Source organism: Dyella sp. (assembly GCF_035508675.1).
In the GTDB taxonomy this organism is placed as follows: domain Bacteria; phylum Pseudomonadota; class Gammaproteobacteria; order Xanthomonadales; family Rhodanobacteraceae; genus Dyella_B.
Genome location: NZ_DATJMN010000105.1, coordinates 1 through 26,776 on the forward strand (window position 1 = coordinate 1; position 26,776 = coordinate 26,776).

General features: G+C 63.6%; 23 protein-coding genes and 1 riboswitch. Of the genes, 15 read left to right on the forward strand and 8 right to left on the reverse strand.

Annotated elements, in window-relative coordinates; genetic code table 11:
• On the reverse strand, nucleotides 1-1,429 hold a 1,429-nt coding region (locus VMA74_RS06145), incomplete at its 3' end, for a sulfite reductase flavoprotein subunit alpha (RefSeq protein WP_325365756.1).
• A gap of 230 nt (nucleotides 1,430-1,659) precedes the next feature.
• On the opposite strand from VMA74_RS06145, the gene VMA74_RS06150 reads away from it, so the two are divergent.
• The 5 genes from VMA74_RS06150 (at nucleotide 1,660) to VMA74_RS06170 (ending at nucleotide 6,833) form a co-directional block, all read left to right on the forward strand.
• Nucleotides 1,660-2,871, forward strand: coding sequence for an OprO/OprP family phosphate-selective porin (locus tag VMA74_RS06150; protein WP_325365757.1), 1,212 nt, complete (start codon nucleotides 1,660-1,662; stop codon nucleotides 2,869-2,871).
• Nucleotides 2,872-2,984: 113 nt separating this feature from the next.
• Nucleotides 2,985-3,986, forward strand: coding sequence for a sulfate ABC transporter substrate-binding protein (locus VMA74_RS06155; RefSeq protein ID WP_325365758.1), 1,002 nt, complete (start codon nucleotides 2,985-2,987; stop codon nucleotides 3,984-3,986).
• 5 nt (nucleotides 3,987-3,991) lie between these two features.
• Entirely contained in the window at nucleotides 3,992-4,816 is an 825-nt protein-coding gene (cysT, locus tag VMA74_RS06160) for a sulfate ABC transporter permease subunit CysT (RefSeq protein ID WP_325365759.1), read from the forward strand.
• Complete coding sequence (gene cysW / locus VMA74_RS06165; RefSeq protein WP_325365797.1) at nucleotides 4,816-5,673, forward strand: sulfate ABC transporter permease subunit CysW; 858 nt, start codon at nucleotides 4,816-4,818, stop codon at nucleotides 5,671-5,673. The genes cysT and cysW overlap by 1 nt, the downstream gene beginning before the upstream one ends.
• A 14-nt stretch (nucleotides 5,674-5,687) precedes the next feature.
• Nucleotides 5,688-6,833, forward strand: coding sequence for a sulfate/molybdate ABC transporter ATP-binding protein (locus tag VMA74_RS06170; protein ID WP_325365760.1), 1,146 nt, complete (start codon nucleotides 5,688-5,690; stop codon nucleotides 6,831-6,833).
• A 78-nt stretch (nucleotides 6,834-6,911) separates the two neighbouring features.
• Here VMA74_RS06170 and VMA74_RS06175 read toward each other — a convergent pair whose 3' ends face one another.
• The gene (locus VMA74_RS06175; protein ID WP_325365761.1) at nucleotides 6,912-7,208 is read right to left on the reverse strand and encodes a peptidoglycan-binding domain-containing protein; all 297 of its coding nucleotides are present in this window, start codon (nucleotides 7,206-7,208) and stop codon (nucleotides 6,912-6,914) included.
• A 144-nt stretch (nucleotides 7,209-7,352) separates the two neighbouring features.
• Between VMA74_RS06175 and glnE the strand changes: the two genes are divergently transcribed.
• The gene (gene glnE / locus VMA74_RS06180) at nucleotides 7,353-10,211 is read left to right on the forward strand and encodes a bifunctional [glutamate--ammonia ligase]-adenylyl-L-tyrosine phosphorylase/[glutamate--ammonia-ligase] adenylyltransferase (RefSeq protein WP_325365762.1); all 2,859 of its coding nucleotides are present in this window, start codon (nucleotides 7,353-7,355) and stop codon (nucleotides 10,209-10,211) included.
• Nucleotides 10,212-10,371: 160 nt separating this feature from the next.
• On the opposite strand, the gene VMA74_RS06185 is transcribed toward glnE, so the two are convergent.
• Nucleotides 10,372-11,379: a mitochondrial fission ELM1 family protein gene (locus VMA74_RS06185; protein WP_325365763.1), complete on the reverse strand. Its 1,008-nt coding sequence runs from the start codon at nucleotides 11,377-11,379 to the stop codon at nucleotides 10,372-10,374.
• A gap of 81 nt (nucleotides 11,380-11,460) precedes the next feature.
• Here VMA74_RS06185 and VMA74_RS06190 point away from each other — a divergent pair, with 81 nt between their 5' ends.
• The 6 genes from VMA74_RS06190 (at nucleotide 11,461) to VMA74_RS06215 (ending at nucleotide 16,423) form a co-directional block, all read left to right on the forward strand.
• A complete protein-coding gene (locus tag VMA74_RS06190; protein ID WP_325365764.1) occupies nucleotides 11,461-12,054 on the forward strand; it encodes a malonic semialdehyde reductase in 594 nt (197 codons plus the stop codon).
• Between the two features lie 106 nt (nucleotides 12,055-12,160).
• Complete coding sequence (locus VMA74_RS06195; RefSeq protein ID WP_325365765.1) at nucleotides 12,161-12,766, forward strand: YceI family protein; 606 nt, start codon at nucleotides 12,161-12,163, stop codon at nucleotides 12,764-12,766.
• A 118-nt stretch (nucleotides 12,767-12,884) separates the two neighbouring features.
• Nucleotides 12,885-13,094 (forward strand): zinc-finger domain-containing protein, encoded by a 210-nt coding sequence (locus tag VMA74_RS06200; protein WP_325365766.1) that lies wholly within the window; start codon nucleotides 12,885-12,887, stop codon nucleotides 13,092-13,094.
• A gap of 87 nt (nucleotides 13,095-13,181) precedes the next feature.
• Complete coding sequence (locus VMA74_RS06205; protein WP_325365767.1) at nucleotides 13,182-14,306, forward strand: glycosyltransferase; 1,125 nt, start codon at nucleotides 13,182-13,184, stop codon at nucleotides 14,304-14,306.
• Between the two features lie 85 nt (nucleotides 14,307-14,391).
• Nucleotides 14,392-15,651, forward strand: coding sequence for an O-antigen ligase family protein (locus VMA74_RS06210; RefSeq protein ID WP_325365768.1), 1,260 nt, complete (start codon nucleotides 14,392-14,394; stop codon nucleotides 15,649-15,651).
• Nucleotides 15,641-16,423 carry a glycosyltransferase family 2 protein gene (locus VMA74_RS06215; RefSeq protein ID WP_325365769.1) on the forward strand — a complete coding sequence of 261 codons (783 nt, stop codon included), beginning with the start codon at nucleotides 15,641-15,643 and terminating at the stop codon, nucleotides 16,421-16,423. The genes VMA74_RS06210 and VMA74_RS06215 overlap by 11 nt, the downstream gene beginning before the upstream one ends.
• 7 nt (nucleotides 16,424-16,430) lie before the next feature.
• On the opposite strand, the gene VMA74_RS06220 is transcribed toward VMA74_RS06215, so the two are convergent.
• The 3 genes from VMA74_RS06220 to lpxL all read right to left on the reverse strand — a co-directional run bounded on the left by VMA74_RS06220 (nucleotide 16,431) and on the right by lpxL (nucleotide 19,408).
• Nucleotides 16,431-17,507 carry a glycosyltransferase family 4 protein gene (locus VMA74_RS06220; RefSeq protein WP_325365770.1) on the reverse strand — a complete coding sequence of 359 codons (1,077 nt, stop codon included), beginning with the start codon at nucleotides 17,505-17,507 and terminating at the stop codon, nucleotides 16,431-16,433.
• Complete coding sequence (locus tag VMA74_RS06225) at nucleotides 17,504-18,250, reverse strand: polysaccharide deacetylase family protein (RefSeq protein ID WP_325365798.1); 747 nt, start codon at nucleotides 18,248-18,250, stop codon at nucleotides 17,504-17,506. The genes VMA74_RS06220 and VMA74_RS06225 overlap by 4 nt, the downstream gene beginning before the upstream one ends.
• Nucleotides 18,251-18,481: 231 nt before the next feature.
• On the reverse strand, nucleotides 18,482-19,408 hold the full coding sequence (lpxL, locus tag VMA74_RS06230; protein ID WP_325365771.1) for an LpxL/LpxP family Kdo(2)-lipid IV(A) lauroyl/palmitoleoyl acyltransferase: 927 nt from the start codon (nucleotides 19,406-19,408) through the stop codon (nucleotides 18,482-18,484).
• Nucleotides 19,409-19,508: 100 nt separating this feature from the next.
• Between lpxL and waaA the strand changes: the two genes are divergently transcribed.
• The gene (waaA, locus tag VMA74_RS06235) at nucleotides 19,509-20,774 is read left to right on the forward strand and encodes a lipid IV(A) 3-deoxy-D-manno-octulosonic acid transferase (protein ID WP_325365772.1); all 1,266 of its coding nucleotides are present in this window, start codon (nucleotides 19,509-19,511) and stop codon (nucleotides 20,772-20,774) included.
• 62 nt (nucleotides 20,775-20,836) lie between these two features.
• On the opposite strand, the gene VMA74_RS06240 is transcribed toward waaA, so the two are convergent.
• Together VMA74_RS06240 and VMA74_RS06245 are read right to left on the reverse strand one after the other, a co-directional pair.
• Nucleotides 20,837-22,189 carry a TolC family outer membrane protein gene (locus VMA74_RS06240; protein WP_325365773.1) on the reverse strand — a complete coding sequence of 451 codons (1,353 nt, stop codon included), beginning with the start codon at nucleotides 22,187-22,189 and terminating at the stop codon, nucleotides 20,837-20,839.
• A 33-nt stretch (nucleotides 22,190-22,222) separates the two neighbouring features.
• On the reverse strand, nucleotides 22,223-22,882 hold the full coding sequence (locus VMA74_RS06245) for a protein-L-isoaspartate O-methyltransferase (RefSeq protein WP_325365774.1): 660 nt from the start codon (nucleotides 22,880-22,882) through the stop codon (nucleotides 22,223-22,225).
• Between the two features lie 574 nt (nucleotides 22,883-23,456).
• On the opposite strand from VMA74_RS06245, the gene VMA74_RS06250 reads away from it, so the two are divergent.
• Both VMA74_RS06250 and thiC read left to right on the forward strand, forming a co-directional pair.
• Complete coding sequence (locus VMA74_RS06250; protein WP_325365775.1) at nucleotides 23,457-24,110, forward strand: TetR/AcrR family transcriptional regulator; 654 nt, start codon at nucleotides 23,457-23,459, stop codon at nucleotides 24,108-24,110.
• Nucleotides 24,111-24,169: 59 nt separating this feature from the next.
• Nucleotides 24,170-24,265: riboswitch (TPP riboswitch) on the forward strand.
• Between the two features lie 132 nt (nucleotides 24,266-24,397).
• The gene (gene thiC / locus VMA74_RS06255; RefSeq protein WP_325365776.1) at nucleotides 24,398-26,275 is read left to right on the forward strand and encodes a phosphomethylpyrimidine synthase ThiC; all 1,878 of its coding nucleotides are present in this window, start codon (nucleotides 24,398-24,400) and stop codon (nucleotides 26,273-26,275) included.
• Nucleotides 26,276-26,776: the final 501 nt, after the last annotated feature.

Below are 26,776 nucleotides of genomic sequence, written 5' to 3' on the forward strand. Positions count from 1 at the left end.
CGCGTTCGGCGCGCTCCTGCACGAAGGCGCGGTAAGGCGCCACGCCGGTGCCGGCGCCGATCATCAGGATGTCGCGATCGTCGGCGGGCAGGCGGAAGCGTTCGTTGGCTTCGATGAAGACCGGTACGTTTTCGCCTTCCGCATGTTGCGCGAGATAACGGCTGGCAGACCCCCAGCGCGCTTCGCCATCCAGCGCGTAATCGACGTGGCTGACGGTGAGATGCACTTCATCGCCCACCACCGATTGGGCCGAGGCGATGGAGTACAGGCGCGGCGCCAGCGGCCGCAGGGCGGCCACCAGGGTTTCGGCCGTCCAAGCGGCAGGATGGCGGCGCAGCAGATCCAGCACCTGCCAGCGCGCGAACAGCTCGGCCAGCGCATCGCGTGCTGCTGGCGCCAGCAGCTCACGCAATTGCTCGTCGCCGCTGCGTTCGGCATGCGCGGTGAAAAAGGGACGCGTCAACTGGGTCAATTCGCGATGCTGGGCCAGACAGGTGCGCAACGTATGTTCTTCGCTGCCCACGCGGACGGCCGTGTCGCCATCCAGCTTGAGGGTATTCAGTACGGCTTCGACCAGGGCTGACGCTTGCGTCGGCCACACGCCGAGCGCATCGCCCGGCGCGTAATGCAGGCCGGAACCGTCCAGGGAAAATTCCAAATGGCGCACGTCGCGGTCGCTGTCGCGGCCGGTAATGCGCTGGTTGAGCAACAGCGGCGCCTGGAACGGTTGTTCGCGATGCCATACCGGCGTGCTGCGCGCGGTGCGCAAGGTGGTGACCTTGGCGGTCGGCGCGGAGGTTTTCAGCTGCTCGCGCGCCTGCTGCAGCGCCTGTTCCAGCCAGGGTTGCGCCACGGTTTCCAGGTCGACATCCGCTTCGCCCGCCGGCAACAAGCGCTGCGCGCCCAATGTCGCCAGGCGTTCGTCGAGCTGGCGGCCGATGGCGCAGAAGTTCGGATAGCTGGAATCGCCCAAGCCGAGCACGGCATAGCGCAGCGCTTCCAGCTTGGGCGCGCGGGCGCTGGCGAGGAATTCGACCAGGGCGCGTGAATCGTCCGGCGGCTCGGCATCGCCTTGCGTGCTGATCACCACGTAGAGCAGGCGTTCCTGCTTCAACTCACGCGTGGCATATGCATCGGCGCGCACCACGCGTACGGCAAGGCCGGCGGCGGATGCGCGGCGTGCCAGGTCTTCGGCCAGCCGCTTGGCATTGCCGGTCTGGCTGCCGTACAGCACGGTGAGTCGGGCCTGGGTGTCGAGCGTGGCGGCGGGTTCGACGGCCGCATGCTTGCCGGATGGCTGGCGTTGACCCGCCACCCCTGCAAGATAGCCGGAGAGCCACAGCAGCGCCGGCGCTTCCAGCCCGTCGATCAGACGCGCAACCAAGGGCTGCTTGTCTTCGGGCAACGGCGATAGTGTGGCGGCGGTCATGTTCAGTGTCCTGGACGTATAGACGTCCAATTAGTGCAACGATGTTAGAACTTCGTTTTTTTGCCAAGAAATGATGGGCCGGCATATCCCCATGCCATTCCCTCCTTTCCATCGCAGGAAATGCCGCAGGCAGCATGGAATCAGGACGCCTTCCCCATTCACCAGGCGTTTCATCCAGGGACCCATTCACTCGCCTGTCACACGCGCCGCCGATGGCGCCGGAGCTGCCCATGTCTTTGTCGCGACGATCCAAGCCTGCGCTTGTGGTGTTGATGCTGGCCGCATCGGCTTCCCTTGCCGTGCTGGCTCCCTCCACCCTCAAGGCAGGCGAGGACAACGGGCTCTACAACTGGCCCACGCACTACACCGCGGCCGATGGAACCGACATCGGCCTGGTGCTGCGCTATCAGTACGACGTGAATGATTTCTCGAACGATGACGGCAAATTCACCGATGCGCAGACCAATCGCCGCAAATACCTGGGTTTCTACGTGAAGAAACCCGGTGTCTACGACGCCACCGTGTATTACGACTTCCAGTCCCGGCAATGGCAGGACGTGTTTGCCCGCCTGCAGTCGCGGGCGTTGTTCGGCGACGACTACGGCGCCCTGCGCTTCGGCCAGAGCAAGACTCCGGTGAGCTTCGAAGGCGTTACAACGTCGACGCAGACCACCTTCATCGAGCTGGCGCTGCCTTCGCAGGCGGTTTACGAGAACCGCCGCGTCGGCGTCGACTGGGCCATCCAGCGCACGCACTGGCTGGCCAGTCTGGGCTACTACGGGCAAAACCTGACCGGCAAGAATCACGGCCATACGCTGGCGGCGCGCGCGGCCTGGGTGCCGATCCACGCGCCGACCAACGTGCTGCACCTGGGCCTGGCCGTTTCACAAGAGCGGCCGTATGGCCTGGTCAATGCGCTCGGCGTGCAGCAGCCGGCCACGGCCAGCTTCAAGGCGCCGCCGGAGGCAGGGCTCACCACCGTTTCCCTGGTCAGCTCCGGTACGCTCACCAACGTCGATCACATCAATCGGCTAGGCCTGGAAGAACTTTGGATCGATGGCCCATGGTCGGTGCAGGGCGAGTACCTGCGCGCGCAAACCAGCTTCGACGTACCCAAGCCTGCTTACGATCTGGATGGTTACTACGTCTTCGGCAGCTGGGTGCTCACCGGCGAATCACGCCAGTATCACGACGGCAATGTGAGCAATGTGATTCCTTCGCACGGCTGGGGCGCGCTGGAGTTTGCCGTGCGCTACAGCGAGCTGAACCTCAACGACGGGCGCGTGCTGGGCGGCCGCGAGCACGACTGGACCGCCGGCGCCAACTGGTACCTCGGCACGCATCTGCGCCTGCAGGCCAATGTCATCCGCGCTTTCAGCAGCCGCAAGGGACTGGTGATCGATCCGCACATCGTCGAGCTGCGTGCGGAGATCTTCATCTAGGCGGCCGCGGCCAACGCGCGGCCATATGGATAGGACGATCCGCGCTTTCGGACGTCCAGCCTTCCAAACCTATAGTGCAAAGTGGGCGGACTTGCCCCAAGGAGACGACACGCATGAAACGCCGGTGGATCATTCTGGCAGCGCTGCTTTCGCTGAGTGCGGCCTGGGTGCATGCCCAGGATGCCAAGCTCTTGAACGTCTCCTTCGACCCGACCCGAGAGTATTTCCAGGACGTGAATGCCGCGTTCAAGGCGTACTGGGCCAAGCAGGCGGGGCAGAACGTCACCGTCACCACCTCCAATGGCGGTTCCGGCAAGCAGGCGCGTGCCGTGCTTGACGGTTTGCAGGCGGACGTGGTCACGCTGGCCCTGGCCTACGACATCGACGTGCTGGCGGACAAAGGTTTGCTGGCAAAAGATTGGCAGACGCGCATGCCGGACAACAGCGCGCCGTTCACCTCCACGGTGGTGTTCCTGGTACGCAAGGGCAATCCCAAGAAGATTCACGACTGGCCGGACCTGATCCGTCCCGACGTGCAAGTGATCACACCCAATCCAAAGACGTCCGGTGGCGCGCGCTGGAATTTCCTCGCTGCGTGGGGTTGGGCCGAGCGCCAGCCGGGCGGCAGTGCAGACAAGGCACGCGCGTATGTCACCGCGCTCTACAAGAACGTGCCAGTGCTGGATACCGGCTCGCGCGGCGCCACCAACACCTTTGTCCGGCGAGGCATCGGCGACGTGCTGATTGCGTGGGAAAGCGAAGCATTGATGACCTTGCATGAGTTCGGCAAGGACAGCTACCAGATCGTGGTGCCGTCCTCCACCATCGTGGCGGAGCCGCCGGTGGCGGTGGTAGATACGGTCGCCGCTCAGCACGGTACGCAGAAAGTCGCCCAAGCCTACCTGCAATTCCTGTACAGCCCGCAAGGGCAGGCGCTGGCTGCCAAGCATTTCTTCCGTCCGCGTCTGGCTGCCGTCGCGGCGCAATACGCGGCGCAATTTCCGGCGGTGAAGACCTTCACCATCGGCCAGCAGTTCGGCGACTGGCGCAAGGTGCAGGCCACGTATTTCGCCGATGGCGGCGTGTTCGACGCGATCACCGAAGGAGCGCAGTAACGCTCATGGCGCGGCATCTGCTGCCAGGTTTTCGGCTCAGTACCGGCTACACCTTGCTGGTGCTGGGCAGCTGCGTGCTGCTGCCGCTGGCGGCCTTGCTGTGGACGGCGTGCGAGCTGGGCCCGGCCGGCTGGTGGGCGCAGATCGGTACGCGGCGCGTGCTGGCTTCGCTGAAACTGAGCTTCGGCGCCGCGCTGCTGGCCGCGACGATCGATGCGGTACTCGGCTTGCTGGTCGCGTGGGTGCTGGTGCGCTACCGCTTCGCCTGCCGGCGGCTGTGCGACGCGCTGGTCGACCTGCCATTCGCGCTGCCGACGGCGGTGGCCGGCATTGCCTTGACCGCGCTGTATGCGCCGAACGGTTGGCTGGGCAGTCGCCTGGCGCCGCTCGGCATCGAGGTGGCCTATACCCGCCTGGGCGTGCTGCTGGCGATGGTGTTCGTCGGCTTTCCGTTCGTGGTGCGTACCTTGCAGCCGGTGCTGGAAAGCATGGAAAGCGATCTGGAGGAGGCAGCCTATACCTTGGGCGCTTCGGCGAGCCAGCGCTTCTTTCGCGTGCTGCTGCCGTTGTTGCTGCCGACCTTGTTGACCGGTTACGCATTGGCGCTGGCGCGTGCGATCGGCGAATACGGCTCGGTGATCTTCATTTCCGGCAATCGCCTGTTCCGCACCGAAATTGCGCCGTACCTGATCGTGCAAAAAATCGATTCGCAGTATGACTACCGCGGCGCCGCGGCGCTGGGCGCGGTGATGCTGGCGGCGTCATTGCTGCTGCTGGTGGCGATGGCAGGGCTGCAGCGTTGGACACGACGCTGGGCGGTGGCACGCTGATGGCCGCCGTGGCTTCCGTGGTATCGATCGGCCGCCCTGCGTTGTCGGCATGCATCGCACGCACGGTGCTGGTGCTGGCAGCGCTCGCCGTGCTGGCGTGGTTGCTGGTGTTGCCGTTGCTGGCGATCTTTGCCGAAGCGTTTCGCCAGGGTTATGCGTTCTACCTCGATGCGGTCAAGCAGCCCGATACGCTCGCCGCCGTGCGCTTGACCTTGACGGTGGCGGCCATTGCGGTGCCGCTGAACCTGGTCTTTGGCCTCGCTGCCGCGTGGTCGATGGTGCACTTCGAGTTTCGCGGCAAGGCGCTGTTAGGTGCGCTGATCGACCTGCCGTTTTCCGTGTCGCCGGTGGTGGCCGGCATGATGCTGATCCTGGTCTATGGCAAGGATGGCTGGCTGGGCGGCTGGCTGGAAGCGCATGGCTTGCAGGTGATCTTTGCCTTGCCGGGCCTGGTGCTGGCGACGGTGTTCGTCACCTTGCCCTTCGTGGCGCGCGAGTTGATTCCCTTGATGCAGGCGCAGGGCTCGGAACAGGAAGAAGCGGCGCTCACGCTGGGTGCGGGCGGGTGGCAAATCTTTTTCCGTGTCACCTTGCCGCGCGTGCGCTGGGCGCTGCTGTACGGCGTTCTGCTGTGCAACGCGCGCGCCATGGGCGAATTCGGCGCGGTCTATGTCGTTTCGGGACATTTGCGCGGCATCACCAATACCTTGCCGCTGCAAGTAGACCAGCTTTACCAGGAAGATTTTTCTGCCGCCTTTGCCGCCGCTTCACTGCTGGCACTGCTTACTGTCATCACGCTTGGCATCAAGCGCGTGGTCGAGTGGCGACATGGCCACGCACTGAACATCCATCATTGAGGATCCATCGCCGCATGGGTATCGAGATTTCCCATTTGCGTCGCCAATTCGGTGCCTTCGTGGCGTTGGACGACGTTGGCCTGACCATCGGCGACGGTGAGTTCATTGCCGTGCTCGGTCCTTCTGGCTCGGGAAAAACCAGCTTGCTGCGCATTCTTGCCGGACTCGACCAGCCGGATGCCGGCAGCATATTTCGTGACGGGCAGGATCTGTTGGCGCTGGATGCACGCCGCCGCGGCGTGGGGCTGGTGTTCCAGCACTATGCGCTATTCCCGCACATGACGGTGGCGCAGAACGTGGCGTTCGGCTTGCGCGTGCGGCCATGGCGCGTGCGCCCCAAGGCGGCGACGATCAAGGCGAAGGTCGAGCATCTGCTGCGCCAGGTGGAACTGGAAGGGTTTGCGGATCGCTATCCCTCACAGCTGTCGGGCGGCCAGCGCCAACGCGTGGCCCTGGCGCGTGCGCTGGCCATCGAGCCACGCTTGTTGCTGCTGGACGAGCCGTTCGGCGCGCTGGATGCGCAGGTGCGGGTGAATCTGCGCAGCTGGCTGCGCGAATTCCATCGCTCGCTCGGCATCACCACCTTGTTCGTCACGCATGATCAGGACGAGGCGCTGGAGATGGCCGATCGCGTGGTGGTGATGAACAGCGGCCGCATCGAGCAGATCGGTACGCCGGAGCAAATCTACCGGCAGCCGGCGACGCCGTTCGCGTCCAGGTTCATCGCGCGCGGCCAAGCCCTGCCGGGGGTCGTGCACGGCCAGCATCTGCACCTGTTCGGGCATGCGTGGCGCATCGAAAATTTTGCCGCGGAAGATACGCACGAGATCGCCGTGCATGTGCGCCCCGAGGACATCGCGCTGGCACCCGTGGCAGGCGATGGCATCAGGGCGCAGCTGCTCAATCTGCGCCATGTCGCCGGCACCGTACGTGCAAGCCTGCGGGTGGAAGGACGGGAGGAACCGTTGGAGGCCGAATGGAGCGAGCGCGATTGGGGTCGGCATACTGCAGCGACCGGCGACATGGTCGACATCCATCTGCAGGCGCTGACGGTCTTTGCGACCGACCAGGAAGGCCGTGTGCAGGCACGTGCCACCCTGCATCCACCGCATGCGAGTTTTCCGATTGCAGTAGGGCCCTGGCGCAGGGTTGAGGCTTGAGTTGCTGGATTGCCTAGGCCGGGATTTCGTCTCAGCCTACGAAACGGCATCGAGGCGCTTGGACTGGCGCCATGGAAATCACGGCCGTTTGCGTAAGAAACGCTGCAGCGCGTGACGCAATGCCTGCCACGTTTTGGGGCCGGCGATACCATCCGCGACTAGACCATAATCACGCTGAAACGCGGTTACGGCGCGGTGCGTACGATCACTGAAGTTACCGTCGGCGTTCACGGGACCATCGATGTCGCAATAGCCGATGCTGCGCAACTGCTGCTGCAGCTCCTGCACGGTGTCACCCTCATCACCATATTTGAGTGTGGGGACATCTTCTGCATGCGTTCTGGATGCATGCTCGTGTTCCAGGACTTCGCTCATGCGCCAAATTCCATGACGGGTTGCCTGGTGCGAGATTGCGGCTTGCGTGGGGTCTGGCGCTGTCGGCCGATGGCGAAGGAAGCTGAGCGTTCTTGCCGTTTTGGCGCAGTTCTGTTGAGCTGGCCCAGGGCTCATAATGAGCCTATGGCTGTCATCTCCCCACCCTCCGAATCGCCTGCACTGCGGGCACTCATCGACGATCGTTACGCTCAGCTGGTGGCGCGCTGCCGCGCGGCAGGCGTGCCTTTGCACGATGATGCAGGCGTCGCCGAGCGTATCCGCCGTACCTTGCTGGCGAGCGATTTCGCCTTCGAAACCTGGCGCAGCCAGCCGCAATTGCTAGCACCGCTTGGCCTGGAGCGGTTGCGCGCCAGTGCCGATGCGTCGGCCCGCATCGAGGCATTGAAGCTCGACAGCGATGAAACCGCCTGCATGTCGGCATTGCGGCGGTTCCGGCATGCCGAGGCGTTGCGTCTGGTGTTTCGCGACGTCAACGGTCTGGACGACCTGCCGGAAACGCTGTCCGCGACCAGCGTGCTCTACGAAGCACTGCTCGGCGCCGCGCTCGATTGGTCCGAGCGTTCGCTGGCGGTGCGCTACGGCCATGCGCGTGGTGAAGACGGCAGCGTGCAGCGCCTGGTAGTAGTCGGCTTCGGCAAGCTTGGCGGCAGCGAGCTGAACTTCTCCTCCGACATCGATCTGGTGCTGGCCTACCCGCAGGGTGGTGAAAGCGACGGCGCGCGGGTGCTGGACAACAGCGAATACTTTGTACGCCTCGGGCGCCAGCTGGTGCGGCTCCTGCACGAGCCGACTACGGATGGCATCTGCGCGCGGGTGGACTTGCGTTTGCGGCCGTTCGGCAATGCGGGCCGGCTCGCCTTGCCGTTCAGTGCGATGGAGCAGTACTACCAGCGCGAGGGGCGCGATTGGGAGCGCTATGCCTGGATCAAGGCGCGCGCCGTGGCCGGCGATCGCAGCGCGGGCAAGCAATTGCAGGAGCTGTTGCGGCCGTTCGTGTATCGCAAGTATCTCGACTACACCGCGTTCGCGGGTCTGCGCGAGATGAAGGCGTTGATCGATGCCGAAGTGGCGCGCAAGGACCTGGCCGACAACCTCAAGCTCGGGCCGGGCGGCATTCGCGAGATCGAGTTCATCGTGCAACTGGTGCAATTGATTCGCGGTGGCCGCGAACCCAGCTTGCGCGTGCGCGGCTTGCTGCCGGCGCTGACCGCCTGCGAGGCGCGCGGGCATATTCCCGCGGCGCGGGCGAAAGCCTTGCGCCAGGCCTATGTTTTTCTGCGTCGCCTGGAAAACCGCGTGCAGATGATGCGCGATGCGCAAACGCATGATCTGCCCGACGACGATCTTACCCGCGAGCGCCTGGCCTTGGCGCTGGATTATCCGGCGTGGGAGCCGCTGGCCGAGGCGCTGGCGAAACACCGCGACATCGTCGCCAACGAATTCGAAGCCGTGTTGATGCCGGAAGGCGGCGCAAAGGCCAGCGTGCTGGCGGCCGATGCGATACTGTGGCAGCGCGCTTGCGACGAGTCGTTGGAGGCGCGCGTGATGGAAAGCTCCGGTTTCGTACCGGGTGGCGAAGCGGCGGAGGCCTTGCTGAAGTTGCCGCAGGCTTCGCAAGTGCGTGCCATGTCCGCACGCGCACGCGAGCAACTGGATCACCTCATGCCGCAATTGCTGGCCGCGGCGCGCGAGACGGCAGCGCCGGTCGGGTGCCTGTTGCGCTTGTGCCGCCTGGTGCAAACGGTTGCGCGCCGGCCTTCCTATCTCGCCTTGCTGGAAGAGCTGCCTTCGGCGCGCAAGCGCCTGGCGCAGCTGTTTGCCGATAGCGCCTTTCTGGCCGAGCGCGTGATCGCGCAACCCTTGCTGCTGGATGATGTGCTCGATCCGCGCATCGATCAGTTGCCGCTCAAGAGCGCCGACATCAGTGCGGACATCGCACACGTGCTTACCACACTGGACGAGCGCGAAGCCGAGGCGGAACTGGAGCGCATCAACGAGTTCAAATCGAGCATCGCGTTTCGGCTGGGCCTGGCGTTCAACGACGGACGTGCCGATGCCGTGGCCACGGCCCGCCGGCTTGCGGCATTGGCAGAATCCGTGGTCAACGCTGTCGCGGCGCTCGCCGAGCGTGAAGTGATCGCTGCGCATGGACGTTTGCCGGGTACGGGTACGGGTTCGGGATTTTCGATGCTGGGCTACGGCAGCCTGGGTGGTGAGGAACTGGGCTTTGCATCCGACCTCGACCTGGTCTTCGTGTTCGACGGCCGGCGCGCGCACGCGATGAGTGATGGCCCGCGGCCGCTGGAAGGGTCGCGCTGGTATCAGCGCCTTACCCAGCGCGTGGTGAACTGGCTGACGGTGCTCACGCGTGCCGGGCGCTTGTACGAGGTGGATACGCGCTTGCGGCCTGACGGTTCCAAAGGCTTGCTGGTCGGCAGCCTGGAGGCGTTTATCGCTTACCAGGAAAGCCGTGCATGGACGTGGGAGCATCAGGCGTTGTTGCGCGCACGTCCGGTGGCGGGCGACGCGCTCCTGAATGGAGAGCTGGCCGAAGTGCGGCGCCGCACGCTGGCCGTGCCGCGTGATCGCGCAGCGGTGTTGGCGGAAGTCAGCAGCATGCGTCAACGTTGGCGTGCGGAACGGGATCGTTCCGATACGGCGCGGATCGATCTGAAGCAGGGACATGGCGGCTTGCTCGACATCGAATTCGCCTTGCAAGGATTGGTGCTCGCACATGCGTCGAGCGTGCCATACCTGCTATCGACGACGGCCAATGCCGGATTGATCGAAGTCTGCCAGGACGCAGGCCTGCTTGATACTGCGCAGGCAAACTGCTTCACGCGGGCGCATGCCGAGCTGTTGCGACGTGCGCTGTTCTGCACGTTGGACTTGCGTTCGCGTATCGCGCCGCGCGATGCGGAGCTGGAAGCGCTGTGCGGCGAAGTGAGCGTGGTGACGCGTGCGCTTGGGTTTGATTTCTAGCATGCGCGCAAAATGCCGGCCATGGGTTGGAAGCATGCGTTGGCGGTGAGACACATGCCGAACCCAACATCGCCATCTGCATGGCAACGTTGGGGTTCGCGTGCGCTCATCGGCAACCTACGAGGATCTGCGCGGTTATGGCGCGAGATGCCGACGCCGCTTATCGCGACAGCACACGCCTGCGCAAAACCCCGGCAATCGCCGCTGTTTCACGTAATGGCACCTGCTGCGTCGGCGCATCGGCATCGATGTCATGCAATAGGCCCGCTTCGCGCAAGCTGCGATGAAAACGCGCCAGCTTTGCCGGCAGGTTTCCCACGACGAAGGTGTGTACCGCGCAGCCCACGGCACACGCTTCGCTCAACATGTTGACCGAATCCGGCGTCACGACCAGGCGATCCGCCCAGCCGAGCACGCCAGGGTAGGGATTGTTGCCATCATCCGGACCGGTCCAGAGCAGGCCGGGGATGCCGCGCAGTGCCGTGCGCATCAGCTCGGCGACAGCGGCTGGCGTGCGGCGCGAGGTGAGCACCAGCAGGCTGCCGCCTTCGCGCTGCCTGCGTGCAAGCAGATGTTCGATGAGCTGCCGTGCGTAATCGGCATCCATGCGGATGCCGGTGCGTGGGCCGCCCAGCAGCACGCCAACGCGTGGTCGCGGCAGATAACCCAGCGCCGGACTGGCATCGCGGCCATCGGCGAGCCAGCTATCGTCGACCGGGTTCAATGAGCCCAACGGGTTCAGCACGGTGGGGCCGGTCAGCCCATCATGTTTCGGGGCGATGATGGTGTCCCAGTGGCTCGGCTCCACGCGCGGATCAAGCATCTGTACGGTATGGCAATAACCTTCGGTCAGCCCGCGCAGCAGGCGTGTCAGCAAGGCCGCGCTGCGCCCGCATCCGATCGCGAGCGTAGGCCACGGCGGTGCGAACGCCGCGCGTTGCGAAGCTGGCAGTGCCAGTCGGCCGCCCAGGGTCAGGCGTGGCGACAACCATGACCATGGCGCGCGCAACGATAGAACGAGGTGCCGCACCGGCATGCCCATCTGCTCGGCCAACGCCAGAGCCTGGCGCTGGTTGCCCGCAGCCTGGTCGGTAATCGCCCAGCATTCCCCTGCCGGGGTGTGAGGCGGCTGGTGGCCTGATGGATCGATTGTTGCCGGATCGTGCACAGTACGTTCGCCTTTATCGTCGCTGGTTCGTCCGGCTAGCGCTTACACTCTGCGCTTTGTTTCTTGACGCAGAGGATACCCATGAGCGAGAAGCTTGCCGAGGCAGCCCTGGATCAGTTGTTCCGAACTGCCCGTACCTACAATGCCTTCCTGCCCAAGGAAGTGACCGACGAACAGCTGCAAGCATTGTACGAACTTGCGAAGTTCGGCCCGACCAGCGCCAATTCCTCGCCGATGCGCGTGGTGTTCGTGAAGTCCGCCGAGGCGAAGGAGAAGCTCAAGCCGTTCCTGTCCGAAGGCAATCGCGCCAAGACCATGGCGGCGCCGGTTACGGCGATCGTCGCGAACGATCACGCCTTCTATGAATACCTGCCCAAGCTGTTTCCGCATGCCGATGCACGCAGCTGGTTTGTCGGCAATCAGCCGCATATCGATACGACGGCGTTTCGCAACGCGACATTGCAAGGGGCCTATCTGATCGTAGCGGCGCGCGCGTTGGGGCTCGATTGCGGGCCGATGTCCGGGTTCGACAATGCCGGCGTGGATCAGGCGTTCTTCGCCGGCACCACGATCAAATCGAATTTTCTGATCAATATCGGTTATGGCGACGCCAGTCGTGATCTGTTTCCACGTAGTCCGCGGCTCGCATTCGACGAGGCCTGCCGCATTGCATAAGGCTTTTTCCCGTGATCGCCGTTCGGACTACGCTCCGAAGACGATCCTGTTGTTCCCGCGAAAGCGATTTTCTTAATCCACTCGATGAAGGCAGGAGACTTTTTTCATGCGTAATCTTCGCTACGTGTTGCTGGCTACACTGCTCGGCACGGCGCTTTCGGCCCAGGCCGCGCCGGTAACCTACAAGCTCGATCCGGGCCACACCATGGTGCTGTTCAGCTGGAACCACTTCGGCTTCTCCCATCCGGTGGCCGACATCGGCATTTCCGACGGTACCCTGGTGTTCGACGACAAGAACCCGGCCAAGTCCTCGGTGGACGTGACCATGCCGCTGAGCAATCTGGATACGCACGTACCGGCGCTGGACAAACACCTGAAGGAGCCGGATTTCTTCGACGCCGACAAGTACCCCACCATCACCTTCAAGAGCACCAGCGTGCAACCGCTGGGCAGCAAGCACTACAAGGTGACCGGTGACCTCACGGTGCACGGCGTGACCAAGCCGGTGGTGCTCAATGCCACGCTCAACAACATCGGCACGCACCCGATGACCGGTCAGCCGGCAATCGGCTTCAACGCCACCGGCACGCTGAAGCGCTCGGAGTTCGGCCTGGGCGCATATGTGTCGAAGCCAGGTGAGCCGATCAAGGTGAGCGACGAGATCCAGATCAACATCACCACCGAGGCTTCGGTGCCGAAGGCCGGCCAGTAAGCCTGGCGCAAGGGAAGGCGAATGAGGGGTGAGTCGCGGGGCGCTGCGCCCTCGCTACTCACCCCTTTTACCTTGCTAAGATAAGCGGTCCCCTAGCCTCGCCCCGGAGCAACATCCCATGTCGGGTCACCCTGCCGCAGCCCAGAAGCTCATACCGGCGAATGCCGAAAATCGTTACGAAGTGACGCGTTCGGACCTGCCGCTGTCGTGTCCGATGCCGGGCATGGCGCTGTGGAACTCCCATCCGAAGGTCTACCTGCCCATCGTGGAGGACGGCGGCGAGTCCGTATGTCCTTACTGCGGCGCGCATTACATCCTGCGCGATTGAAGCCGGTCTTCACCCCAGGCACAGGCTGCGCCGACCGGCACGATTGCTGCTTGGATTCTACGGATGAGAGTCGCGAATGAGGGAACCATGTCCGTTGCCGCCACACCGGCCAGAACGCTGACCGTTGTGCAGCTCATTCCCGCGCTGCACTCGGGCGGTGCGGAGCGCTCGGTGCTGGAAGTGGCGCAGGCATTGGTGCAGGCCGGACATCGTTCGGTGGTCATTTCGGCGGGGGGCCGCCTGACCGCGCAGCTCGAAGCCGAGGGCAGCGAGCACGTCACGCTCGACATCGGCCGAAAATCGCTCGCCACGCTCGGCCGGCTGGGCCGCTTGCGGCGCATCCTGCGCGAACTGAAGCCGGACGTCGTCCACGTCCGTTCGCGGCTGCCGGCCTGGATGGGCTGGTGGGCGCTCAAGGGCATGTCGCCCAGGCCGCACTTCGTCACCACAGTGCACGGTCTCAATTCGCCGGGCCGCTACAGCGCCATCATGCTGCGCGGCGAACGCATCGTGGTGGTTTCGCAAACGGTGCGCGACTACCTCATCAGTCATTACAGCAAGCTGGATACCACCCGTATCCGCATTGTTCCGCGCGGCATCGATCCGGAAGCCTTTCCATATGGGCACCGGCCCGAGGAGAGCTGGCAGAAAGCCTTCTTCAACGAATATCCCAAGCTCGCCGGCGCGCCGCTGCTTACCCTGCCCGGACGCGGCACGCGCCTGAAGGGTCATCACGACGCGATCGAGCTGGTGGCCGAACTCAAGCAGCGCGGTATCGATACGCGCTTGCTGCTGCTGGGCGTGGTCGAGCCCGGCCGTGAAGCCTATGTGCGCGAACTGAAAGACCTGGTCAAAGGTCGCGGCGTGGAGAACCATGTGGTGATGACGCCCCCGCGCCAGGATGTGCGCGACATCTACGCCATGTCCGCCTTGATCCTGCAGCTTTCCAACAAGCCCGAAGCCTTCGGCCGCACCGTGGTGGAAGCCTTGGCGTTATGCCGCCCCGTGCTCGGCTACGCCCACGGCGGTGTGGGCGAGTTGCTGGCCGAACTCTATCCTGCCGGCCGCGTACCGCCCGGCGACCGCGAGCGCCTGGTCGAGCGTGCGGCGGAACTGCTGCGCGTCGCGCCACCGATCGCACCGCTGCAACGCTATCGCCTGATCGACATGCAGCACGCCGCGCTGGCGTTGTACGAGGAAGTGACGGCCTGAGGCCTGTTCCCGTCGCGACCGGGAGCAGCGCTAACCGCGTCGCACCTGTCGCCTACAATGCCTGGACGTTTCCCACGGATCCGGCATGCGCCCGTCACCCCAAAGCCTTCTACGCTCGCCGCTGCTGCCCTTGTGGTTGCTGGTTGCCTTGCTGCCGTTCGGACGCAGCGCCGAACTGGGCACGCTGTTGTGCCTGATCGGGATGCTGGTCGCATGGTGGCGTGATGCCGCCGCTGAACTGAAGCGGCCCTCGGTTCGCCTGCTGCTTTCCTTGCTGGTTTGCTACATCGGTGCGGCGGCGCTCTCCTCGTTTACCGCCGTGGCGCCAGGCAAGAGTTGGGGTACGGTGCTGGCCGTCCTGCGCTATCTGCCGCTTGGGCTGTATGCCTGCTACGTGCTTCGTGGCGAGCAGCGCGCGCACGGGTTCTATTTTGCCGTCGCCATCGTGATCGGCTTCTGGACGCTGGATGCATGGATGCAGATGCTCACTGGTTGGAGCCTGCGTGGTCACGCTGAGCCGGAGCGCATTTCCGGTTTGTTCGGTGCGGATGATCCCAAGCTCGGGCCTACACTGGCCGTGCTGTCACCTTTTGTGCTGTGGGCGGCGCGGCAACGGTGGGGGCTGCGCGGTCTGATCATCGCATTCGTGTTGCTGCTAGGACCGGTGATGCTGAGCGGGTCGCGCTCGGCGTGGATCGCCTTCGGTTTGGTGACGCTGGTGTTCATCGCGCGCGAGGCGGGTTCGCTTGCACGCTTTTTGGTCGTGTGCGCGGGATGTGTGGCGGTGTTGCTCGCCGCGGGTGGCGTTGCCTGGAAGACTTCTTCGCGTTTTGATGCGCGCATGCAGCGCACCCTGATGGTGCTGAGCGGTAACGAACGAGGTATCAACGAGGCCATGACCGGCCGTCTCGATATCTGGCGCACCGGTTTGGCGATGATCGAGGCACATCCATTCCTGGGTGTGGGCGTGCGTGGTTTTCGTTACGCGTATCCGCAGTACGCGCCGGTAAACGATCACTTCTTGGTAGCGGAAAACTGTGGCGAAGGCGAAGGCGCGTGCCATCCACATCAGCTCGTATTGGAAATACTCACCGAAACTGGCTTGGTCGGCGCGTTGCTGTGGCTGACTGGGGTCGTGCTTGCTTGCAGAGCATCGCGGCGAGCAGGACCTGTCGGTCGCGCCACGGCTTTTCCGGTAACGGTGTCGCTGGCGGCGATGTTGTTTCCGCTCAATTCCCATTTGGCGTTCTATTCGGCCTGGTGGGGGCTGTTGTTCGCGTGGTTGCTGGGGCTATGGTGTGCCGTCCTGTTTGCGGTCGAAAAGGAGCGGGGCGATGCTGCGTGAGCCGCTCTCGGTGGTGTTGATCACCTACAACAACGCCGACACCCTCGACGCCTGCCTGCGTGAAGTGGACTGGGCGGATGAAATCGTCGTGCTGGATTCCGGTTCCACCGATAGCACGGTAGCGATCGCGCGCATGCATGGGGCGCGGGTGGAGGTGCATCCGTTCGACGACTACGGGCCGCAGAAGCAGCGCGCCTACGAACTGGCGCGCAACGATTGGGTGCTCAATCTGGATGCGGATGAAATTCTCTCGCCGGGTACGCGCGCCATCATCGAGCGTGCGCTGGAAGATCCACGGCATGCCGGCTTCCGTATTCCGCGCCGCGAGCGTATGTTCTGGACCGTGCAGCATCGCTGGAGTCATCGCAATGGCCATCTGCGCCTGTTCAACCGCCGGCGTGGCGGTATGAACGACGTGGAAGTGCACGCGGCGGTGGAAGTGCGCGGGCCGGTGAAAACGCTATGGGGCGCGGATTTCGTCAACAACGGCGATGGCGATATCGCCACGCGGGTAGAAAAGATCAATCGCTACAGCAGCGGCATGGTGGCGCACAAGCTGCGCCGCGGGCAGCGTTTTACCGGTATGCGCATGGTGGTTTATCCGCCGCTGTTCTTTTTGCGGCAATTCGTGCTGAAGCGGTATTTCCTGAGCGGTTGGGCGGGGTTTATCGCCAGCGTGCTTGGTGCGTGCTATGTGTTTCTGAAATACGCCAAATTGCACGAGGCGCGCCGGGCTGCGCGCTCTGCGCCATCTCCCGCCCGGCGTGAGTAGGCTGGCATCAGCCGTCGTTCAAGATGCGCACAAACGCATCCGCGATCACGCGTGTGCTGAAATGCCTGTTCACGAAATCGCGCGCTGCCACGGCCATTGGCTCGCGCATGTCCGCCTCGCACATCGCGAGGATGGCGTCGCGCCAGGCGCTGACATCGCCCGGCGGCAGCAATAACCCGGTCAGGTTGGGCGACAGCGTTTCGGGTACGCCGCCGATGTCGCTGCCGAGCACCGGCGCGCCGGCGGCCTGCGCTTCCACCGACACGCGGCCGAAGGTTTCCGTGGCGATCGAAGGAAAGGCCAGCATGGAGATCGCGCTGTAGTAGGGATGGACGTCGTCGATCCAGCCCAGCATGTGATGGCGATGGGCGAAAGAGCCGGCTTCGATGCGTTCACCCAGCTCCTGCACGTCCGGCCCGTGGCCCAGCCACAGGCCGTGCAGGCGCGGTTCCTGCGCCATCGCGCCGTCGAGCGCTTCCAGCAGGGTAAGGATGCCCTTGCTGCGATGGATACGGCCGAAATAGCCCAGAACGATCGCATCCTGCGGGATGCCGAGCCGGTGCAGGATCTCGCTGCGACGCTGCGCATCGGGCTTGCACCAAGCCATGTTCACCGGGTTGTACAGCACGCGCACCCGTTGCGGCGGCACGCCGCGATCGAGGTAAGCCTGCCGCGCGTGCGCGGAGACGGCAAAAAAGCGTTGTGCCAGGCGCGGCACTAGGTAGCCGGAGACGCGGCCCATCGGTGGCGTGCGGTGGCGGAACAGGGCAACCGGCACGCCCAGCAAACGGCTTACCAGGATCAACGGCCAGTATTCCTTGCCGAAGTTGCCGACCAGCCAATCCGGTTGCAGATCGCGTGCCGCCTTGAAGGTGGCGCGATAGCCGCGCAGATCGAACACGTTGCGAAACTTCGCCGGATAAAGCGTGACGCCTGACCTGGCGAGTGCGTTGGCGATCAGCCCGTTGGGATAGACCACGGCGCTGACCTGATGCCCTGCCTCCACCATGGCCTGGGCCAAGGCGACGAAGTGCGTGGCGGCACCGGTGTTTTCGGGATTGGTGCCGACGAAAAGGAATTTCATGCGCGGCTGCTCTCGTTGCCCCTGTTCTCGTAACGCCTGCTCTCGTAACGCTTGTTCTCGTACTGGGTGAACGCGCGGATCGCGAACTGCGGCAGTGTATGGTGACGGGCGATCTGCACGCGCGGCAGACGGTACAGATCCGTGCCAAGGGTGGCGCGGCCGCGCTGGGTGGTGGTGGCGGCTGCATAGCCCGATGCACGTGTCACCTCGGCGACGCGATCGTCCATGTCGCCGTAGGGATAGCAGAACTGTGTGACAGGTGCGCCCAGGATGTCTTCCAGATCGGCCTTGCTGCCGGCGATTTCGTCGCGCAGCTGGGCATCGTTGCACTGTCGCAGGTGCGGATGGGTCCGCGTATGCGCGCCGACCTCCATGCCGCCTTCATGCCAGGCACGCAATTGCGCCGAGGTCATCAAGGGTTTCTGCACGGCGAGCTTTTCGGCATCCCAGTTGTTGTAGCGGCCGATGCTGCCGCTCACCACGTAGCAGGTGGCGGTAAAGCCGTAGCGCTGGAGTACTGGCAGCGCGCACTCGAGGTTATCGACGTAGCCGTCGTCCAGGGTGACGACGGCGATGGGGCCGTGCCGTTCGCCGCGCAGGTATGGCATCGCATCGGACATCGACAGGCCGGTGTAGCCCAGACGCTTGAGCAGCCACATTTGCCGCGCGAACGCGCCCGGGCTCACGTAGAGGCTACGCCAGCGTTTTAGGTCGCGCGGCGCCTGCGCAATGTTGTGATACATGAAGATCGGGCAGGCTCGGGCCTGCAGGCTTTGCTGCGCGGTCACGCGTTACTCCTTGGTCGCCGGGCGCAAGATTTTACGGCAATCGAAGGCAATCAAGGCTGCCGGGCGGGATTCCGGCCGGCCAAACGGGCTGTGGTAGGGCATGAAGGGCGACGCGTCGAAAGCTAATGCGCCCTATGTACCGAGAGACGCTGACGTCAGCCTGTCCGACGCAAGCCGGGCGGGTTCCTAGTAAATAGGCGGGGCGCCTTCCGGGCGTGTCTTGAAGCGCTTATGCACCCACAGATACTGCTCGGGTGCCTCGCGCACCATCTCCTCGATGCAGCGGTTGACGCGCGCGGTATCGGTCGCGGCATCCGCGCTGGGCATGTCTTCCAGGGGCGCGCCTAGGCGCAAGGCATAGCCCCGGCTACCCGGCAGACGGCGATGGAAGAACGGTACCACCGCCGAACGGGACAATCGCGCAAGATGATGCGTCCCAGTGATGGTGGCCGCGATCACGCCGAAGAATGGTACGAAGGCGTTGTCCTTGCTGCGCATGTCCTGGTCGGGCGCGTACCAGAGCGTGCCGCCGCTACGCAGGTATTTCACCGTGCCGCGGATGTCGTCCTTGTCGAACATCGCGCGCGCATAACTCAGGCGGGCGCGCAGCACTGTCCACTCGAACACCAGGTTGTCCATGCGGCGGTACATGCCGGCGATGCGAATGCGCTGCGAAACCAGCCGCGCACACAGTTCCAGGTGCGAGAAGTGGCCGCCGACCAGCAATACCCCGCGTCCTTGGGCGTGCGCGGCCTCCAGATGTTCCAACCCTTCGATGGTCACTGGGATCTTGCCGATGGCGCGATCCGAGCCCATCCAGCCCAACGCGAACTCGATCAGCATCAGGCCGATATCGCGTAGGTGCGCGTCGACCAAGGCGGCTTGCGCCTTGGCGTCCAGTTCTGGGAAGCACAGCGCGACGTTGGTGGCGGCGACCTTGCGCCGTGGCGAGGGAAAGTGCTGGATGATCCAGCCCAGCGTGCGGCCCATCCCCATCAAAACGGGGAAGGGAAGCATGGCGATCAATTTCATGATGCCGACGCCGAGCCACGCCGGCCAAAGGCGTGGTGCGAGCAGGGCACGGGTAAAAGGGGGGTAAGGTGTTCCAGGCATTCGGACGATTGTAGCGGCACGCCTGCATTCCCTCTCGTTCGGTGGGCTCCCGGCCGCAGACCCGTATACTTCCGCGTCCCGGACCGGAGCCGACGCGACGTTGCGCTATCTGTATACCCTCCTGATGTACCTGGCCACGCCGCTGATCGTGATGCGGCTGCTGACGCGCGGGATGCGCTATGGCAACTATCACCAGCGCTGGCCGGAGCGCTTCGGCATTTTCAAGGCGCCGGACCTGCGCGGCAGCATCTGGGTGCATGCGGTTTCAGTCGGCGAGGTGAATGCGGCGGAGCCGCTGATCAAGGCATTGCGCCAGGACTATCCCAACGCGCCGCTGGTGGTCACCACGGTGACGCCGACCGGTTCGGCGCGGGTGCAGCAGCTGTTCGGCGACAGCGTGTTTCATGTGTACCTGCCGTACGACTTGCCGTTCTCCGTGCATCGTTTCCTCAAGCAGGTGCGGCCGCGGCTGGCGCTGATCGTGGAGACGGAGATCTGGCCGAACCTGTATTTCGGCTGCTACCGGCGCGGCATTCCGTTGATGATCGTCAACGCGCGCCTGTCGGGTCGTTCGCTGCGTGGCTACGCACCGATGCGGGCGCTGCTGCGGTCGGCGTTGCGTTGCGTAAGGCAGATTGCGGCGCAGTCGCGTACCGATGCGGCGCGCTACCGCCTGCTGGGCGCCGATCCGGCCTTGGTCACGGTCAGCGGCAATCTCAAGTTCGACATGCCGGTACCGGACGGCGCGCTGCAAGCCGGAGAGGCGTTCCGCCAGCAATGGGGACGCTTGCGCCCGGTGTGGATTGCCGCCAGCACGCATGAAGGCGAGGAATTGGCGGTGCTGGAAGCGCATCTGGAAGTGCTCAAGCGGCTGCCCGATGCCTTGCTGCTGATCGCCCCGCGCCATCCCGAGCGCTTCCGGCTGGTGGAACACGCCGTGCGCAGCCTCGGCTTCACCATGGCCATGCGCAGTGCCGACCGCGCGCCGGGGGAGTCGCACCAGGTGTTCCTGATCGACACCATGGGCGAACTGATGCCGTTCTTTGCGGCGTCCGATCTCGCCTTCGTCGGCGGCAGCCTGGTGCCGATCGGCGGACACAACGTGCTTGAGCCTGCCTCGCTGGCCCGGCCGGTGCTGGTGGGGCCGCATACCTTCAACTTCGAGGAAATCACCCTCACCCTGATCCGCGGCGGTGGTGCCAAGCGCGTGCTACAAAACGAGGCATTGGGCGGCGAAGTGCTCGAACTGTTGCAGGACGAAGCGCGCTGCAGGCAGATGGGATACCAGGCGCGCGTGGTGTTCGATAGCGAGCGTGGCGCCGTGGGGCGCGTGATGCATCTGATCGACCGGATGCTGCAGGAGTAGTTTTTTCAGGAACAAAAAAAGCCGGGAGATACACCCGGCCTTTTTCAGTCGCTTCAAGCAGATTATTGCAGCAGCGAATTGACGCTCTGCAGGTCGTCGTAAGTAATGGTGCCGGCCGATTCCTTCAGCAGCAGGCGGTTGAGCACCAACTGATGACGCGCCGTCGAGTACGTGCTCTGTGCCTGGGTGAGCTGCTGGATGGAGTTCAATACGTCCAGCATGATCTGCGTGCCCACCTGGAAGCCCGCCTTGGTGGCGTCCACGGCTTTCTGCGCGGAGTCCACGGCGGCTTTGCCCGATTCCACTTCACTGATACCGGCCAGCACCGAGTTGTAGTAGTTCAGCGTGTTCTGGATGGTCTGGCGGCGGGTCAGCTCCAGCGAATCCTGGGCTTCGTCGCGCTGATAGATGTTCTGGCGTACCTTCGCCTGGGTGGCGCCGCCTTCGAAGATCGGCACCGACAGCGTGACGCCGATGGTGTTGCCGTAGCGGCCGTTGCCGACGGAGCCAAAGGCATTGTAGCTGCCGTTTTCCAGCCATGCCGTGCTCTTGGCACGGGTCAAGCTGGCCGTGATGGTCGGTAGATGGTTGGCGCGGGCGGCGTTGATGTTGTGCTCCGCCGCGTCGACGGAAAGCTGCGCAGACATAAGGGTTGGATTGTTCTTCAGCGAACTGTCCACCCACGCCTGCGGATCGGCCGGCGAAGGCGGTGTCATCGGCAGGTCATCGCGCAGCTTCTTCAGATCGCCCACCGGCTTGCCGGTGATCACGCTCAGCGCCTGGCGATCATTGGCCAGCGTATTCTCGTAAGTAACCGTGGTGGCCTTGGCGGCTTCGTAATATGACTTCGCCTGGTACACGTTGGTAACGGCGGCGATGCCCACCTTGTACTGCTGCTCGGCCTGGTCGTAGGTGACGCGATAGGCTTCCTCATTGGCCTTGGCGTAGGCGACCTGCTCCTGGTCGTTCAGCACCGTGAAGTAGGCGCTGGCGACGCGCACGAATAATTCCTGTGCGGCAGCCTCATAGGTTTTTTCCTGCGCATCGTAGGTGGAATGCGCGGCTTGCAGGCTCGCAATGTCAGACAGGTTGAGGATGGTCTGATCCACACTGGCCGAAATCGAGCGTGTCCGCTCGTGCCCGCTGGTAATTCCGCTGTTGACCCCGGTCCCATTCAGGCTGTTGTTGCCGGACAGGCTCTGTTGCTGCAGGCTCATGCCCGCGCTGATCTGCGGTAGCAGCAGCGCACGCGCCTGCGGAATTCCTTCGCGAACGGCGAGGCGGGTGGCGTCGGCCTGTGCAAGCACAGGATCGTTCGCACGCGCCTGACGGTATGCATCCAGCAAATCCTCGCCATGGCTGGGCAGGGAAACTGCAGCCAGGGACAGGGCAAGGGTCAGAAGCTTCAAGCGCATGGTTTCGCCTCGTAGGTTCGGAAAATCGACAGGTCAGAAAACGAATCGGCGAGGAGGTTCGGCGTGCGCGAGATAGGGAAGATCCGTCTCGAACAAGCTTTCCTCGCGATAACGGCCGTTGCCTTCGTGCGTGAGCACCACCACTTGCTGCACCGGCGACTCGCCGCGAATGGCAAGCAGTCGGCCGCCGGGCTTGAGCCAGGTGAGGAAACGGTCGGGAATACGGTAAACGGCGCCGGTGACAACCATGGCATCGAACGTGCCCTGCGGCTGCCAGCCGTTTACGGCCTCGGCAGTCAATAATTGCACATTGGCGATGCCGGCAGCCTTCAGGCGCGCAGCAGCAGTAGCAGTGAAATCCGCGTGCATGTCCACGCTGGTCACGTGCGCGGCGAGGCTGGCCAGGCAGGCAGTGAGGAAACCCGAACCGGTGCCGACTTCCAGCACGCTGTCCTCGGGCTTCAATGCCACTGCCTGCAGCACACGGCCTTCGACGACCGGCTTCATCATCACTTCGCCGTGGCCAAGCGGCAGGTTCAGATCGGCAAACGCCAGTTGGCGATGGGCGGGCGGCACGAAGTCCTCACGGCGGACGTGACGCAGCACGTCAAGCACGCGCCCATCCAGTACCTCCCAGGGGCGCACCTGGTTCTCAACCATGTTTTGACGCGCCTGATCGAAGTTCATCGCCATGAAACAAGCCTGTATGAATCAAAAAAGGTCAAAAAGGATAAGCGTTTAGACCCTGTTTCGACAATGGTAAGGTTGCGGTGCGGCATGCCGCGCATTAAGTGCCGGAAGTCATCGCGGTGACTTGACGTAAGTCATGCAATGTCCTGTGTCCGCGGACACTTACGCGCTTTTCCGACGAGCGCGAAGCATGCTCCGATCCACACCGAGCGGCAGCCTTGAAAGCGCCGCTTCAGTGCTTGCGCCAAGCGCGGCATCCAATCGCTCGATGCGTCCAAGCAACTGTTCGCCGCGATATCCAGCCGCGACACACCACCAAGCCAGCCACCGGCATAAACGATGCTTGTCCGTAGCATCCAGAGTCGGCACCAGTGCCCGAATCGCGAATACCTGTCTACGCGCTGTCCGGCTATCTTCCAGCCACTCCGAAAGCAGGCGCTGGATCTTGCGGTACGGAGCGCTGAGCGCCATTTGAGGAGTCGTTGCGCACATCGGCCGAAATATTCGGTATCATTCGGAAAATAAGTAAACCGACCCGTATATTAAATTGGGTTTCTCGATTTGTGAAGGTGCATCCATGAACTCGATCCCGCTAGCCAAGCCGCATGGGCCAGGCCGCCCTAAGGACATGGAAAAGCGCGCGGCCATCCTCGACGCCGCCAAGGCTCTGTTCATACGCAATGCATTCGCCGGCACCAGCATGGACGCCATCGCCGCGGAAGCGGGCGTATCCAAGCTTACGGTCTATAGTCATTTCGGCGATAAGGACAACCTGTTCCGCGAAGTCATTCGTTCGCGCATCCAGGACCTGCTCCCCGAAGAGACCTATCAGTTCGATTCCAGCGCCGACATCGGCGAGATTCTCAACCGCATTGCCCTCATCCACGCGCATCTGGATTGCGATCCCGAAAACGTCGGTACGTTCCGCGCCATTCTCAGCGATTGCCGCCAAGGCAATCCCCGCTTCGGCAAGTTGATGTGGGAAGAAGGCCCCATGCGTACTCGTGGGCTGATGGAGCGCCTGCTGCAGCAAGCGGTCGATGCGGGCAAGCTGGACATCGACGACGTGCCGCGTGCCGGCGTCCAGTTCATCTCCTTGATCAAGGGCGACATGATGATGCGCCGCATGTTTGGCTGCGCCGACTGCGCGCAGACGTACGCGAGGGAAGTGGAAGAAAATGCGCGCGCGGGCGTGGCCATGTTCCTGCGTGCCTATGCGCCGCGGCGCTGAACCGCGAGCCGGCTCCACTCGTTTATCACCCCGCTTCGTGGTCAAATAGCGGGGTTGTTGTTAGGAAGCGGGGGTGCCGACCACCTGTCGGCTGAGAGAGTCCCTTCGAACCTGATCCGGTTAGCACCGGTGTAGGGAGCTTCGCCGCGCGGTTCCGGCCGTGCGTTGGCGCCATCGCTTCAGTTGCTGGTATGCGAATCCGTTCGCAACACCCCGCACATCCATGTGCGGACTTTTCAATAAAGCGCGTCCTGTTGGGACACCGCTTCAGCACTGGACGAATGCCGATGAATGCCTTGCCCTCCGATCTCGTGCGCGCCGCGCAAGAACTCTCCGAAGCCGTCACCCGCCCCATTCCGGGCTCGCGCAAGATCCACGTGCAGGGCAGCCGCCCTGATCTGAACGTGCCGATGCGCGAAGTCACGCAGGCGCAGACGCCGACGCTGTTCGGCGGCGAGGCCAATCCGGCCATCACCGTTTACGACACGTCCGGCCCATATACCGATCCTGCCTACACGGTCGACCTGGCGGCGGGCCTGCCTGCGCTGCGCGCGGCGTGGATCACCGAGCGCGGTGATGTAGAGCAGTTGTCCGGACTCACCTCTGCTTTCGGCCGCGAGCGTGCCGCCGACGCCAAACTCGATCCTGTGCGCTTTGGCCATACGCGCGCTCCGTTGCGGGCCAAGTCCGGCGCCAACGTTACGCAGATGCACTACGCACGCCGCGGCATCGTTACGCCGGAGATGGAATACATCGCCATCCGCGAGAACCAGCGCATCGAGGCACTCAAGGGCAGTGCGCTATGCAAACAGCATCCGGGCGAATCCTTCGGTGCCGCGCTGCCGAAGCTGATCACGCCGGAATTCGTGCGTGACGAAGTGGCACGCGGCCGCGCCATCATCCCCGCCAACATCAACCACCCGGAAAGCGAGCCGATGATCATCGGCCGCAACTTCCTCACCAAGATCAACGCCAACATCGGCAATAGCGCGGTCAGCTCCGGTATCGCCGAAGAAGTGGAAAAACTGGTGTGGTCGATCCGCTGGGGCGGCGACACCGTAATGGACCTTTCCACCGGCAAGAACATCCACGAAACGCGCGAGTGGATCATCCGCAACTCGCCGGTGCCGATCGGTACCGTGCCGATCTACCAGGCGCTGGAAAAAGTCGGCGGTGTGGCCGAAGACCTTACTTGGGAGTTGTTCCGCGACACCCTGATCGAGCAGGCCGAGCAGGGCGTGGATTACTTCACCATCCACGCCGGCGTGCTGCTGCGCTTCGTGCCGCTCACCGCCAAGCGCGTCACCGGCATCGTCTCGCGCGGCGGCTCGATCATGGCCAAGTGGTGCCTGGCGCACCACAAGGAAAATTTCCTCTACACGCACTTCGAAGACATCTGCGAGATCATGAAGGCGTACGACGTATCCTTCAGCCTCGGCGATGGCTTGCGCCCCGGTTGCGTCGCGGATGCGAACGACGCCGCGCAGTTCGGCGAACTCGACACGCTGGGCGAACTCACCCAGATCGCCTGGAAACACGACGTGCAGGTGATGATCGAAGGCCCCGGCCACGTGCCGATGCAATTGATCAAGGAAAACATGGAGCGCCAGCTGGAGAAGTGCCACGAAGCGCCGTTCTACACGCTGGGACCGCTGACCACCGACATCGCGCCCGGCTACGACCACATCACCAGCGCGATCGGCGCGGCGATGATCGGCTGGTTCGGCACCGCCATGCTCTGCTATGTCACGCCGAAGGAACATCTTGGCCTGCCCAACAAGCAGGACGTGCGCGACGGCATCATTGCTTACAAGATTGCCGCGCACGCCGCCGACCTCGCCAAGGGCCATCCCGGCGCGCAGGTGCGCGACAACGCACTCAGCAAGGCGCGCTTCGAATTCCGCTGGGACGACCAGTTCAACCTCGGCCTTGATCCGGAAAAGGCCAAGGAATTCCACGACGAAACGCTACCGAAGGACGCACACAAGTCCGCGCACTTCTGCTCCATGTGCGGCCCGAAGTTCTGCTCGATGAAGATCACCCAGGACGTGCGCGACTACGCCGCCGAGCATGGCGTGGACGAGACCGCTGCACTGGATGAAGGCATGGCTGAGAAGGCAGCCGAGTTCCGCGCACAAGGCGCGGAGGTTTACCACAAGGCTTGACAGTGATTGCGGCGCGACCCGTGTTTCTGCGGGTCGCGCCAAGCTTTGGCACAAAAAATAAAAAACGCCTTCAACTCTGGCCTTCCTTGACGATCACCGGGGCGAAGCGCCCATTGAGTCAATATCGCTTGCTTACGGCCATAGGCCGCTCAAGGGCCAGAGTGCGGGCGGCGCGTTGTGGGGAAACAGAAGAACAGGAAAAGCGATCCAACCGCCAGTGCTCGCCATAAGTCGATCGTGCTAGGGTCCGCAGCAATCCTGGGTAGATGCGATAGCTGGAAAACCGACAGCAGGAAAAGTAAGGCCAGTACGACCCGGCCGAAACCCCGTTTTGTTCGCGTCGCGAACGCCGTGCGTGCAGTTGGAGTCTTCATGCCTGGCATTCTCCGGCGCCGCTGCATAAAATTGCGATATGCCTGCCCCTCGGCGGCGTATAGATCCCATAAAAATTCGAGATTTGTGCTGCTTATGGGACGCAGCATCGACTGAAGCGTAGTGGGA

Excerpts from the sequence above, each read along its gene's own strand:
- VMA74_RS06150 (WP_325365757.1), top strand. The coding sequence starts at position 1,660 with ATGTCTTTGTCGCGACGATCCAAGCCTGCGCTTGTGGTGTTGATGCTG.
- VMA74_RS06155 (WP_325365758.1), top strand. The coding sequence starts at position 2,985 with ATGAAACGCCGGTGGATCATTCTGGCAGCGCTGCTTTCGCTGAGTGCG.
- cysT (WP_325365759.1), top strand. The coding sequence starts at position 3,992 with ATGGCGCGGCATCTGCTGCCAGGTTTTCGGCTCAGTACCGGCTACACC.
- cysW (WP_325365797.1), top strand. The coding sequence starts at position 4,816 with ATGGCCGCCGTGGCTTCCGTGGTATCGATCGGCCGCCCTGCGTTGTCG.
- VMA74_RS06170 (WP_325365760.1), top strand. The coding sequence starts at position 5,688 with ATGGGTATCGAGATTTCCCATTTGCGTCGCCAATTCGGTGCCTTCGTG.
- VMA74_RS06175 (WP_325365761.1), bottom strand. The coding sequence starts at position 7,208 with ATGAGCGAAGTCCTGGAACACGAGCATGCATCCAGAACGCATGCAGAA.
- glnE (WP_325365762.1), top strand. The coding sequence starts at position 7,353 with ATGGCTGTCATCTCCCCACCCTCCGAATCGCCTGCACTGCGGGCACTC.
- VMA74_RS06190 (WP_325365764.1), top strand. The coding sequence starts at position 11,461 with ATGAGCGAGAAGCTTGCCGAGGCAGCCCTGGATCAGTTGTTCCGAACT.
- VMA74_RS06195 (WP_325365765.1), top strand. The coding sequence starts at position 12,161 with ATGCGTAATCTTCGCTACGTGTTGCTGGCTACACTGCTCGGCACGGCG.
- VMA74_RS06200 (WP_325365766.1), top strand. The coding sequence starts at position 12,885 with ATGTCGGGTCACCCTGCCGCAGCCCAGAAGCTCATACCGGCGAATGCC.
- VMA74_RS06205 (WP_325365767.1), top strand. The coding sequence starts at position 13,182 with ATGTCCGTTGCCGCCACACCGGCCAGAACGCTGACCGTTGTGCAGCTC.
- VMA74_RS06210 (WP_325365768.1), top strand. The coding sequence starts at position 14,392 with ATGCGCCCGTCACCCCAAAGCCTTCTACGCTCGCCGCTGCTGCCCTTG.
- VMA74_RS06215 (WP_325365769.1), top strand. The coding sequence starts at position 15,641 with ATGCTGCGTGAGCCGCTCTCGGTGGTGTTGATCACCTACAACAACGCC.
- VMA74_RS06220 (WP_325365770.1), bottom strand. The coding sequence starts at position 17,507 with ATGAAATTCCTTTTCGTCGGCACCAATCCCGAAAACACCGGTGCCGCC.
- VMA74_RS06225 (WP_325365798.1), bottom strand. The coding sequence starts at position 18,250 with ATGTATCACAACATTGCGCAGGCGCCGCGCGACCTAAAACGCTGGCGT.
- lpxL (WP_325365771.1), bottom strand. The coding sequence starts at position 19,408 with ATGCCTGGAACACCTTACCCCCCTTTTACCCGTGCCCTGCTCGCACCA.
- VMA74_RS06240 (WP_325365773.1), bottom strand. The coding sequence starts at position 22,189 with ATGCGCTTGAAGCTTCTGACCCTTGCCCTGTCCCTGGCTGCAGTTTCC.
- VMA74_RS06245 (WP_325365774.1), bottom strand. The coding sequence starts at position 22,882 with ATGGCGATGAACTTCGATCAGGCGCGTCAAAACATGGTTGAGAACCAG.
- VMA74_RS06250 (WP_325365775.1), top strand. The coding sequence starts at position 23,457 with ATGAACTCGATCCCGCTAGCCAAGCCGCATGGGCCAGGCCGCCCTAAG.
- thiC (WP_325365776.1), top strand. The coding sequence starts at position 24,398 with ATGAATGCCTTGCCCTCCGATCTCGTGCGCGCCGCGCAAGAACTCTCC.